This is a genomic window from Denitrobacterium detoxificans, from assembly GCF_001643775.1.
In the GTDB taxonomy this organism is placed as follows: Bacteria; Actinomycetota; Coriobacteriia; order Coriobacteriales; family Eggerthellaceae; genus Denitrobacterium; species Denitrobacterium detoxificans.
Genome location: NZ_CP011402.1, coordinates 2,222,824 through 2,234,131 on the forward strand (window position 1 = coordinate 2,222,824; position 11,308 = coordinate 2,234,131).

Here is an 11,308-nt window from a genome sequence, read left to right on the forward strand (position 1 = left end):
GTCGGGAGCTTTACGCAATACGAAACCGCCCTTACGTAAGACGAATTCTCAATACGTAACACCTTTTCCCACGAGCCACACAGTCACGTACACGCGTGCTAGAATCCCCCTCGAGAGGGAACAGAGGAGGGCGCATGAGGAGAGGCACCCCAGCTGCAAGGGACCGCTTTGTACGGGCCATGCTCGCGCTATGCGAGAAAAAGGACATCAACAAGATATCCGTCCGCGATGTGCTCGAGGAATCGGGCGCTGCTCGTCAGACGTTCTACAACTGCTATCACGATATCAACGACCTTATCCTAGACGTGCCGTTCGCGCTTGCCGAAACGTGCGACGAGGGCCTGTACACGCAAGACGCTTGCACCGCCCTCTTTTGCACGGCGCGGCAAGAACGCGGCTATTTCGGGCAGCTCCCCCACCACACGGGGCAGAACTGCTTCCGCGATAGCTATCTAAACAAGCTGAAGGAAATCTACTACCATTCGGTATTCCACGGCTCGCCCTGCGAAATCGCCGCGCAGAAAGCCCAGATCGATGCATATATCTACGGCGTGGTCGACCTGTTCATGGAATGGTGCGCCACGGGCATGCAAGACGACCCACAATGGATTGCGGCCGTCATCTTCAGCATGAAGCCACCCTTCATGACCGAAGACCCCCTACCCGATTACTGCGCGCACCAAGGCGCATTTTCCCTGGAAGCGTAAGCGCCACACCCTTCACTACCGCGCGCATCACGACCGTTCTACATGTGCACCCAACTAACCCCCTACGGCTAGCAACCCATTCTCATATGCCCAGGCCGCTCCCCATAGACTTTAGTTAGCCACCCCTTACAAGACAAAACGCGCTACATCGTCTGTTGTTCCTCCACAGTTCCTCCAAGTACTCTTTGCTCAGGGAGTTTATTCATTCGAATAACGAGGAGGAAGAATGGAAGAAAGCGAGAAGAAGAGGCTTGGCCTCGACCGTCGTGACTTCGTGCGCGGCGCCGCCCTGGGCGCCATGGGCATGATGCCCATCTTCGAACTGCTGGGTTGCAGCAGCCCGAAGAGCCAGGAAGCCAAGTCCGAAAAGCCCGAATCGGCCCAGGCTGCCGAAACGAGCACGTCGGGCGAGTGGATCGACCCCAGCAAGAGCGACGAGCTCATGCAGAAGGTCCTCACCGAGACGGAAGTTACGAGCGATCTGGTATGCGACGATGGCACGGTCATTCCCGCCGTGTACGTGCGCATGCGCAACCGCATCAACCGCATCGGCCGCGGCATCGGCTCCATCCCCAATGACTCGCACTCTTGGGACATGATCATGTACCTGTGGTCGGAGGAAGACGCCGAGAACTACCTGAAGATGCCCCTGCACGAGTACTTCACCGCCGGTGATTACGCTCACGCAGCAGACATCGACGAGGACAAGGCCCTGGCGATTCTGGAAGACCAGGCGAAGCGCAACCTCATCTGGCGCGTGCGCCGTGGCGGCCTTCCCCTGTTCATCCTGATGCCGTATATCAACGGCTTCTGGGAGTTCAACGAGCTCGACGCCCTGTATCACAAGGACATGGGCAAGGTTGCCGAGTTCGACATGCTGGGCATCAAGGGCGTCGACCCGAACGGCGAGTCGGGCTTCGACAACACGTTCCCCCTGTTCCGCAGCTATCCTGTGAGCGTTGACGTCGTTCAGGGCGACAAGCTGGCCGAAGGCCACGATTGGCGTGCCCTCATCAAGCGCAACCCCAAGATCACCGTTTCCGAGTGCCAGTGCCGCACCATGTGGAAGGCCCTGGGCGTGCCCTGGGACGAATCCCACCCCACGCGCACTTGCCTGTCGCTGGGCGAAATGGCCGAGTACTTCATCGAGAATGACATCGGAGAGCAGATCACCCAGGACGAGGCCATCGCCATCGTGGAAGACGCCATCGACCACCATATGGTCGTCGAATCCGTCTGCGCCAAGGACGCCGACATCATCTGCTGCTGCCACTCCAAGAGCTGCGGCAACCTCATGGCATATCGCGGCATCAACGGCGAGGCCGCCTGCTCCACGTACTACAGCGCTTACCTGCTGAAGTACGACAAGGACAAGTGCATGAAGTGCGGCAAGTGCGTCGAGATCTGCCCCATGCAGTCCATCACGCAGGATTCCGACGGCACGTGCGTCATGGACAAGGCCTGCGTCCGCTGCGGCCAGTGCGCTAGGGTATGCCCCGCATCCGCACGCGTTCTCACCGAGAACCCCACGTACCCCGACCTGCCCATCGACTATGTCGACTGCAACAAGTACTTCGCCAAGGACCGCATGGCCCGCGGCCAGCTCGTCGACTACGTCGGCTAATTAGGCACCCAAGCAAGAACAGGAGACGGCCATGCACGAAATGTCATACGTCCGCAACGTCGTAGATATTGTCACGGAAGAAGCAGCCGCTTCAGGCGTGAGCCGCGTGCAGGCCGTCTACCTGGTCATTGGCGAAGGCCGCGATATCGTCGAAGACTACTTCGAGGGGCTCTTCCGCCATCTTGCACGAGGCACGGTCGCCGAAAACGCCGAAATCGTCATCCATCGCGTCCCCTACACCATGCGCTGCAACACATGCGGAACTCCGTTCCATGCGGAGTACATCCGTCGCGAACCACGTGTTTGCCCCTGCTGCGGAGCCACCGACGACTGCACGTTCCTGCGTGGCATGGAATTCTCCATCAGCAGCATCGAGGCCGCCGTGGACGATGACGAGGAAGAGAGCGAATCGCCCACCCTGGCCGAAACGGCGACTGCCCTATAACAGGCGCGTGGCGCAGCGAACCCCTCGCGCGCCACGCCCTTAGTTGTTTTACCCGCCGCATCTGCGGCATCACTCAAAGGAGAGGCAATGGAAAAGACGCGCATCATCGAAGTACGCAAAGACGTTCTATCGAAGAACGATCTTGCCGCCGAGAGGTTCCGCGAACAAAAAGCCGCCGAAGGCACCTTTTTCCTAGACATCATGGCCTCCCCCGGCGCAGGCAAGACCACGCTGCTGCTGGCGCTGATCAAATCCCTCCGCAGCGCAGGCGAAGAGAGCATGGCGGTCATCGAAGCCGACCTGGAATCCGACGTCGATGCCTTGAAGATCAAGGAAGCGAACGTCCCCTCGGTGGAACTAAACACGCGCGGCGTGTGCCACGTGGAGATGAACATGGTCGAACAGGCCAACCAGGCATTCGGTGACGCCGTTTACGACTACCTCTTCCTGGAGAACATCGGCAACCTGGTATGCCCCGCAGATTTCGACACGGGAGCCCACGCTCGCGTGATGCTGCTTTCCGTGCCCGAGGGATATGACAAGGTGTACAAATATCCTCCCATGTTCAGCATCGTCGACGCGCTCATCGTAACGAAGAGCGACTATCTGCCGGTTAACCCCGACTTCGACATGGACGCCCTGGTAAAGCAGGCGCGTACGCTGAACCCGAACATCAAGATCTTCGTGACCTCGGCCCGCACGGGCGAAGGCGTCGATGGCGTAGCCGCGTGGCTGCAAGAGCAGCGTGCAAGCATGCTCGACCGCTATCGCATGGCCATGTAGCCGAGTTCGCATCCCTCCAACAACGTGCCCCGGCTCCTTACGGAGTCGGGGCACGTTGCGTTATAGAGGCTTTTGCAAAACGAAACGACTAGAAGTCCTCGTCTTCCTCGTACGAATCCTGCAGATGACCGACGGCTACACCCGCTTCGGGGTCGTCGAAGACCGCGCGATCAAACTCGCCGGCCTGCTTCGCCACGATGGTGGTGACCACGGCGTCGCCCGTAATGTTCACGGCCGTACGCAGCATATCAAGAATGCGGTCGATGCCCATGATCATGGCAATGCCCTCCAGCGGCAAGCCAACGGAATTGAACACCATGGAAAGCGTGACCAGGCCCACCGAGGGAACGCCCGCCGTGCCAATGGAGGCCAGCGTGGCCGTGGCGATGACGGTGGCGATTTCCGCAGGCCCCAGGTTCACGCCGAACAGCTGGGCAGTGAATACGACCGCAACGCCCTGCATGATAGACGTACCATCCATGTTGATGGTAGCGCCCAGCGGAATGGTGAACGACGAAATGCGGCGCTTCACGCCAACGCGCTCAGAGAGCGTTTCGATGTTCAGGGGGATGGTGGCGTTCGACGAGCTCGTGGAGAACGCGAAGAGCATCACGCGGCCGAACTTCTTGAAGAAGGTGATGGGATTCAGACGCGTGAACACCACGAACAGCACCGCGTACACCACGAAGCACTGAATGGCCAGTGCGCCAATAACGCCGCCCATGTACTTCAGCATGGGGACGAACATGTCGAAGCCCAGCTTCGCAAACGTATTCGCCAGCAGGCAGAACACGCCAAGCGGCGCAACCTTCATGACGACTTCCGTCATCTTCATCATGAGTTCGTTGCCCTGCTCGAACAGGCGATGCAGGTTTTCCACCTTGCTGCCCATAACGGCGAGAAGGATGCCAACGAACAGGGCGAAGAAGATGACCGGCAGCATATCGCCTTCGGCAATGGCGTTGAACGGATTCTTCGGAATGATGCCCAAGAGCGTATCCATGATGCTGGTTTCCGTGGTGGCAACCGTAGACGTGGACGCATTCGCCTGAATGGCCGATGTATCGACGCCCAGGCCCGGAGCAATGAGCGTGCCCACGGCAAGGGCGATCGAAATGGCCAACGCCGTGGTGCAAATGTAGAAGAGCAACGTCTTGATGCCCACCTTGCCCAGCGTCTTCACGTCGCCGATGGCCGCCGCGCCGCACACGATCGAGCACAGCACCAGGGGCACGACGAGCATCTGCATAAGGCGAATGAACGCCTGACCCACGAAGTAGAAGATGCCGTTCACAAAGACATCGGTCTTGATGGGGCTATCGGGAATGAGGTAGTGGAACACGATACCGCATACGATGCCAAGCGCGAGCGCGATGAGAATCTGGCCCGTGAGCCCTACGCGATGAGCCTTCTTGCCCTCGAGCGTATCGACGGCGGAAAGCTGCTCTGGCTTTTTGCTCATCGAGCCCCTCCTTCCGGAATAAGACCAACGCGCTTCAGGTAGCCTTCGAGGTCCTGCTGCCACGTGGGAAGCTCCGTAACGCCCGTCATCTGAACCATGAGCGGCTCGAGGATGATGTTCTGCGCGGTAGCCTTGTCGCTTTCGGCAGCCGTGACCAGCTGCGGGTCGGCGCCCAGAAGACGGTACACTTCGCGCGCAAACTCCAAGCGCGTGCACGAGCCCGAGCTAACTACGTGGAACAGCCCGTACTCATGCGCCTGGATGGCACGCATGAGGAAATGGCACACCGTGCGCACCGAGGTGGGGCAGGCGATTTGGTCGACGCGACGCGAAAGGGGACGGCCCTCCATGGCCGAAACAACCATTTCGCCCATGTCGCCACCGTCGGCGTGATAGAGCCACGACGAACGGATGATAATGTGACGCGGGTTCAGCTCGCGAATGAAGTTCTCGCCCACCAGCTTCGACTTGCCATACGTGGTATCGGGCACAGGCGCGTCGAACTCGTCGACAGGTTCGTCCATGATGCGGGAAAACACGTCATCGCTGGAAAACTGCACGAGCAGCGAATCGATGCTGGCCGTGGCGATGGCGAGGTTGCGCGGCCCCAGGCCGTTGACCTTGATGGCCTCGTTCTTGTTCTGGGGCGTAACCAGGGTGCGGCGCATGCCCGCGCAGTTCACAACCACCTGCGGACGATTGCGCCGCACGAACTCCTTCACCTGGTCGAAATCGGTGATGTCCACGTCTTGGTCGGTACCGTATACCGTATAGCCTCGATTGGCCAGACGATGTGCGATTTCGCGTCCCAAGTACCCTGTGGAGCCAGTCACCCATACGTCGTTGTATCGAGTTCCCATACAGGTTCCTTCCCTTGGAATATACGCACTAGATAATAGCAAAAACCAGGGGAAACGACCTTATGCCAGCGGACTCGCCCTCTGCCGCGCGCGTTGCGGGCTAGTACGACTGCAGGATATCGCGCAGAAACGCGAGGTACCCCTCACGCAAAGACGCAGGAGCCTCGATCTGGATTTCGCTTCCCAACTGCGCAAGCCAGCCGTAGAACACGGGGCTTTCCTTCACCGTGACGGTAACGCGCGCAGCGTTCTCGCCCTCGATGGGCACGGCATGCACGTCGCGACCGAAGCGATCGACGATGACGTTCATCACGTTTTCGGTGGCCCTCAGCGTCGCGGTAACGCGCTCGCCATGGTACATGCCGAACACGCACTTGCCCACTTCATCGGGGTCGTACGAGGAGATGGCGTCGTTGCGTTCCGCACGTTCGTCCAGCTGCTCGATGCGCTCCATGCGGTCGACGCGATAATTGCGAATCTCCTGGTCGGCATCGCTAAACGCCACCAGATAGTAATTGCCATCGGAATACGTGAGGTTGACGGGCGTAACCACATGCGTAGCGCCATCCCTGGTGGCGACCTTGTTCTTATGGATGTCGTAACGGAAATAGCCAAACGAGATCTTCCTGCGTGCCGCCATGGCCTCCTGCAGCTTGTCGACCACGATGAAATCGGACTGCGTTTGCACACGCGGGCGGCCATGTACGTGCACCTGCTTGTGCAAGGCGTCGCGTACGGGAGTGGAGGCCAAGCCGCGAATGCTCTTCACCAGAGCCTTGCAGCTACCTTCGGAAAGAAAGCGACTCGACTGCACCGCATCCACGAGCAGCATGAGCTCGGAAAGCCCGAAATCGCGTTCTGCCAGGGCGTATTCCACGGGCTGACGCTGGTATTTGCGGATGTCGAGCCCGAATTCCCGCAGCGTCTCGATATCGGAGTAAATGCCCTTACGCTCGGCCGAAATGCCGCGCTCCTCCAGCTTCTGGAGGATATCCGCCATGGAAACGCCGTGGTCGGGATCGGTTTCGGTGCGGAGGATATCCATGAGGTACAGCAACTTCAGCTTCTGAGAACTAGCCACCACGTTTCCCTTCTAACGAATAGCCCCTGCTTTTACCGGAGCGCCTTCATACCATAATGCTTCACGACGGAAACACGACAGCTAAAATCGGTCTCGTTGAGGAATTCCGGCACCTGGTAGAGCGGCATGGGCCGTGCGTAGTAGAAGCCCTGAATGTAATCGACGCCGCAATCGATAACCTGTCGCGCTTGCTCGGCGGTTTCCACGCCCTCGATAACCACCTCGTAGCCGCCATGGTGGAACAGACGCGTGAGCGTGCGGATGGTGTCGTACCCGTCTTCCTGAGCTGCGGCCAGCAGGATGCGGTCGAGCTTGATGAAGCTAAACGGGAAGTCAAGCATGGACGCGAAGTTCGAGAACCCCGTGCCAAAGTCGTCCATGAGGAAACGGTATCCGCGATTCACCAGCTCGGCAAGCGTAGCAGCGACTCGATCGTCGGCCGCAAACATGCGCTCGGTGATCTCGAGGGCAATGAGGTTGCGCGAAATGCCCGCAGAGTCGATGGCCCCATCAAGCAAATCGGGGAACCGGCTATCGGAAAGCTGACGCAGCGAGAGGTTTATCGAAATCATCTTCAGGGGCAACGCAGGATGCGATTGTGCGAAGGTGCACAGCTTGCGAATGACCTGCTCGCCGATGGCCATAATGAGCGCGCTGTCTTCCGCAATGCCCACGAACTGCGCTGGCGGAATAAAATCGCCCTTGGGCCCCTTCAGGCGCACAAGCGCCTCGGCAGAGCAGAGGCAGCTATCCTTCACGTTGTATACCGGCTGCAGCCACACCTCGAAGCGATTCAGATCCACCGATTCTTCCAGGTAGCGCGTCAGGCGCTTCTTGCTTTCCACTTCGGAGATGAGAGCGTCGTCGACGCGAATGAAGGAAAGCCGATTACGGCGCGCTTCGTCGCGCGCATACTCGATGCGCTCAACGACCTTGGGAGCGCCACCCACCATATTGGCGGCATAGTCGATAACGCTCATCTGAATGCGCAACTTATCGCCTTCCACGATGATTTCGTTCGGCAGGTTCGCATTCACGAACGCAGCGATTTCCTCGCCCGTACGATTCTCCCTATGGCTGAACACAAGCGCAATTGACGTAGCGTTGATGCGGAACACATCGCCACCTGCGCATATCTCACGGGCATGTTCGGCAATGTCGATGATCACGCGATCGCCCGCATCCATGCCATACGTGGAGTTGATATCCTCGAGCCCATGCACGAGCAGCACCAAAATGCGCTTTGGGTGACGCGTCTCCGTCCACGTACCGGCGGCGGCAACAAACGCGAAGCGATTTCCCAGCCCCGTAAGGGCATCGGTCTCGATACTGCTGGATTGCAGCACAAGCAGCAAAATGAGCGAGAAAATGGCAGCCATGATGCCGTTCATCATGGTGCCCGGATATGCCAACTGGAAGCCAATGAGCGCGGCAAGCGCCGGGATAGAGATGCGCACGACGCGCATCATGGCGCGGCTCACCTCGCGGCGATACAGCGCCGTACACAGCCCCGAAAGCAGGAGCATGAACACTACCTGGGCATATCCAATAACCCACAACGGCCCGTGGATGTAGGTGAAGTCGGCCGCAATGTAAAACATCCATTGGGTGATGGGGTTGAACAGCGTAAGCACCACGCATAGCAGGCACATGTAGTGGTTCAAATGGCCTGCAATGGCTAGAAAGCGCCTGCGACCCGAGCGACGCAGCATGAAGCTGAACACGTAGTCGGTGAAGCTGGAGACCATGACGAAGCAGACGATGTAATACGCCGCGTTGTCTATGTAGTTGACCCAAAGCGGCAACTCGTGGGAATGCTCGAGCGTGAATACGCAGAGCGAGTCGATAACGATGGAAACGATAGCCAGGATAACGCTTGTAAAGAACCGGAACTGGTCATGCGTGTTCAGGTACTCACGACGTCCCACCACGGCAATAATGACGCCCAGGATGACCAAGGCGAGATATTCCGCGACAAATGAGAACACGACCTAAGCCTTTCGCTCCAACCCCAACGGCCCCAATAACCCTTGCGATGCCAGCGGTACGTTTGATATCAATAATGTGCCTATTCTCGCACATGTACAGGGGAAAAGGCTAGTGCACGGGTAGGTAAACGCAGCTTGACGAAAACAACGCACAAGCCAATGGGCCCGCAAAGAGCAATTTTATTCGGCGGCTGAAATAATGTCGGCGAGCGTTTTGTCGTTCAAATACTCGGAAGTAATCTTGCCCAGATCGCGCCACATAGAGATGGTCGGACACGTGTCCATGATGGGACACACTTCGCCATTGGTGCAGTCGAGACACTCCACGGGGGCCAGCGACCCTTCGGCCGCGCGCAGGATCTGCCCTACAGAAAGTTCCTCGGGCTTCACGGCAAGCTGATAGCCGCCGCCTTTGCCACGCGTACTCTTCACGTAGCCAGCCTTGCCCATGAGCGCAATGACCTGCTCCAGATACTTACGCGAAATATTCTGGCGCTTGGAGACATCGCCCAGCGAGACCCAGCCCTCGTGCATGGCCAAATCGGCCATGGCGCGCAGCGCATAACGTCCTTTTGTCGAATACATGCCAGACATGTTCTCCCCTTTTGCATACGAGCGGGGCGAACCCCGCGCACGCATTCGTTCTCAGCAGTTACTCCAGGCCAGAAGCCCGAAGCATTTCGGCCAACGTACGCCACGACAGCTCGGCGCATTTCACGCGCGCGGGCATATGGCGAATATCGCTTAGGAGCATGGCCTCATCGAGCTGGCCAGCGAGCTTGGACTCGTCTTGCTCGACCCCCGTGAGCATACCCCCAAATAGGTCGCACAGCGCGATGGCCTCTTCTTTCGTCTTGCCAATCATGAGATCGCTCATGATGTCGGCCGAAGCCATCGAAACCGCGCACCCATGGCCGGTGTAGGAAGCCTCTTCAATGCGGCCCTGGCCATCGAGACGCACGGCGATATGCAGTTCATCGCCGCACGAAGGATTGATGCCATCGTGCTCGCAAGTAGCATCCTCAAGTTCGTAATTATAATCGGGATGGTTCACATGGTCGATGAATTGCGCATTGTACAGATTAGTTACGTCCATTGAAAACCACCCAGACTTTTTGGAGACCCTCGATAAGCCGATCGATATCGGCTGCGTCATTATAGAAGCCAACGCTTGCGCGGCACGTGCTCGACCAGCCCAAATAGGAAAGAAGCGGCTGGGCGCAGTGATGGCCCGCGCGAATGCAAACGCCCTGCGCATCCAAAATGGAAGCCACGTCATGCGGATGAATGCCACGCACGTCGAACGCCACCGAACCCACGTGCTTCGCACCATCGACGGGCCCGATAACCGTTACGTACTCGAGCTCTTGCAAACGACGGCACAGGTATTCGGCAAGGGCGCGTTCGCGTTCTTCCACCTGTTCCATACCAACCTGTTCCAGATAGGTAATGGCGGCATCGGTGGCGTACGCCCCCGCGGCATCTTGCGTGCCCGCCTCGAACTTCTGGGGAACGGGCGCCCATACCGCGCCCTCTTCGGTAACGGAGTCGATCATTTCGCCACCCGTAAGGAAGGGCGGCATGGCATCGAGCAGTTCGGGCTTGCCCCATAGCACGCCAATGCCCATGGGGCCACCCAGCTTGTGAGCCGAAAACGCCAGGAAGTCGCAACCGAGCGCACGCACGTCCACCCGCAGGTGCGGCACCGATTGAGCGCCGTCGACTGCGCAGAGGGCGCCCATTTCATGCGCGCGGCGCGCAATGGCCGGAATGTCGTTTTCCACGCCCAGCACGTTGGACACATGCGTAACCGAAACAATCTTGGCACGCGGGCCAATCTTCTCCTCGATTTCCTGCTGCGTGACGCAGCCCTCGGCATCCAAGCGCAAATACACGAGCTTGGCGCCCGTGGCCGCGCACACCTGCTGCCAGGGAATGAGGTTCGAATGGTGTTCCATAATGGAAATGACCACTTCGTCGCCTTGCTGCAAATTCACTACCTGGGGCAGCGTATGGGCCAACAGGTTCAGCGATTCGCTGGCATTGCGCGTGAACACCACGGAATTCGCAAGGGGCTCACCCGCCTCGTCGAGCGCGCCAATGAAACGAGCAATGTGCATACGGGCATCTTCAATGGACTGCGTGGCCCTTACCGACAGGCCATACAGGCCGCGTAAGGGGTTCGCATTCATGGTCTCGTAGAAATCGCGCTGGGCATCGAGCACCGAGGCAGGACGCTGGGCCGTGGCAGCACTATCCAAAAACACGAGATCGGGGTTCTTGGCGAGCAGCGGGAAATCGGCCTTGTACGGTGACTCCTGAATGGAGCACGACTCTTTCACCTGCAGCTTTTCCATC

At 58.7% G+C, this 11,308-nt stretch carries 11 protein-coding genes; 4 read left to right on the forward strand and 7 right to left on the reverse strand.

The genetic code is table 11. From position 1 onward, the window contains the following. Positions 1-179 precede the first annotated feature (179 nt). The 4 genes from AAY81_RS09040 to hypB all read left to right on the forward strand — a co-directional run bounded on the left by AAY81_RS09040 (position 180) and on the right by hypB (position 3,559). The gene (locus tag AAY81_RS09040; protein ID WP_066664189.1) at positions 180-707 is read left to right on the forward strand and encodes a TetR-like C-terminal domain-containing protein; all 528 of its coding nucleotides are present in this window, start codon (positions 180-182) and stop codon (positions 705-707) included. A 226-nt stretch (positions 708-933) separates the two neighbouring features. Further along, positions 934-2,331 carry a 4Fe-4S binding protein gene (locus tag AAY81_RS09045; protein WP_066664192.1) on the forward strand — a complete coding sequence of 466 codons (1,398 nt, stop codon included), beginning with the start codon at positions 934-936 and terminating at the stop codon, positions 2,329-2,331. 31 nt (positions 2,332-2,362) lie between these two features. Further along, positions 2,363-2,776 (forward strand): hydrogenase maturation nickel metallochaperone HypA/HybF, encoded by a 414-nt coding sequence (locus AAY81_RS09050; RefSeq protein WP_066664195.1) that lies wholly within the window; start codon positions 2,363-2,365, stop codon positions 2,774-2,776. 87 nt (positions 2,777-2,863) lie between these two features. Further along, on the forward strand, positions 2,864-3,559 hold the full coding sequence (gene hypB, locus AAY81_RS09055; RefSeq protein ID WP_066664198.1) for a hydrogenase nickel incorporation protein HypB: 696 nt from the start codon (positions 2,864-2,866) through the stop codon (positions 3,557-3,559). 88 nt (positions 3,560-3,647) lie between these two features. Here the strand turns inward: hypB and AAY81_RS09060 are convergent, their stop codons facing one another. The 7 genes from AAY81_RS09060 to AAY81_RS09090 form a co-directional block, all read right to left on the reverse strand. Next, a complete protein-coding gene (locus AAY81_RS09060) occupies positions 3,648-5,021 on the reverse strand; it encodes a dicarboxylate/amino acid:cation symporter (RefSeq protein ID WP_066664201.1) in 1,374 nt (457 codons plus the stop codon). After that, complete coding sequence (locus tag AAY81_RS09065; RefSeq protein ID WP_066664204.1) at positions 5,018-5,881, reverse strand: SDR family oxidoreductase; 864 nt, start codon at positions 5,879-5,881, stop codon at positions 5,018-5,020. The genes AAY81_RS09060 and AAY81_RS09065 overlap by 4 nt, the downstream gene beginning before the upstream one ends. 100 nt (positions 5,882-5,981) lie before the next feature. Then, complete coding sequence (locus AAY81_RS09070; protein WP_240480579.1) at positions 5,982-6,962, reverse strand: helix-turn-helix transcriptional regulator; 981 nt, start codon at positions 6,960-6,962, stop codon at positions 5,982-5,984. A gap of 32 nt (positions 6,963-6,994) precedes the next feature. Further along, complete coding sequence (locus tag AAY81_RS09075) at positions 6,995-8,950, reverse strand: bifunctional diguanylate cyclase/phosphodiesterase (RefSeq protein ID WP_066664208.1); 1,956 nt, start codon at positions 8,948-8,950, stop codon at positions 6,995-6,997. Between the two features lie 180 nt (positions 8,951-9,130). Further along, positions 9,131-9,544 (reverse strand): RrF2 family transcriptional regulator, encoded by a 414-nt coding sequence (locus AAY81_RS09080; RefSeq protein WP_066664211.1) that lies wholly within the window; start codon positions 9,542-9,544, stop codon positions 9,131-9,133. A gap of 58 nt (positions 9,545-9,602) precedes the next feature. After that, a complete protein-coding gene (gene sufU, locus AAY81_RS09085; protein ID WP_066664220.1) occupies positions 9,603-10,046 on the reverse strand; it encodes a Fe-S cluster assembly sulfur transfer protein SufU in 444 nt (147 codons plus the stop codon). Continuing rightward, positions 10,033-11,307: an aminotransferase class V-fold PLP-dependent enzyme gene (locus AAY81_RS09090; protein ID WP_066664222.1), complete on the reverse strand. Its 1,275-nt coding sequence runs from the start codon at positions 11,305-11,307 to the stop codon at positions 10,033-10,035. The genes sufU and AAY81_RS09090 overlap by 14 nt, the downstream gene beginning before the upstream one ends. Position 11,308: the final 1 nt, after the last annotated feature.

Bases quoted from the DNA above. Each gene is read 5' to 3' on its own strand.
- AAY81_RS09040 (WP_066664189.1), top strand. From the start codon at position 180: ATGCTCGCGCTATGCGAGAAAAAGGACATCAACAAGATATCCGTCCGC.
- AAY81_RS09045 (WP_066664192.1), top strand. From the start codon at position 934: ATGGAAGAAAGCGAGAAGAAGAGGCTTGGCCTCGACCGTCGTGACTTC.
- AAY81_RS09050 (WP_066664195.1), top strand. From the start codon at position 2,363: ATGCACGAAATGTCATACGTCCGCAACGTCGTAGATATTGTCACGGAA.
- hypB (WP_066664198.1), top strand. From the start codon at position 2,864: ATGGAAAAGACGCGCATCATCGAAGTACGCAAAGACGTTCTATCGAAG.
- AAY81_RS09060 (WP_066664201.1), bottom strand. From the start codon at position 5,021: ATGAGCAAAAAGCCAGAGCAGCTTTCCGCCGTCGATACGCTCGAGGGC.
- AAY81_RS09065 (WP_066664204.1), bottom strand. From the start codon at position 5,881: ATGGGAACTCGATACAACGACGTATGGGTGACTGGCTCCACAGGGTAC.
- AAY81_RS09080 (WP_066664211.1), bottom strand. From the start codon at position 9,544: ATGTCTGGCATGTATTCGACAAAAGGACGTTATGCGCTGCGCGCCATG.
- sufU (WP_066664220.1), bottom strand. From the start codon at position 10,046: ATGGACGTAACTAATCTGTACAATGCGCAATTCATCGACCATGTGAAC.
- AAY81_RS09090 (WP_066664222.1), bottom strand. From the start codon at position 11,307: ATGGAAAAGCTGCAGGTGAAAGAGTCGTGCTCCATTCAGGAGTCACCG.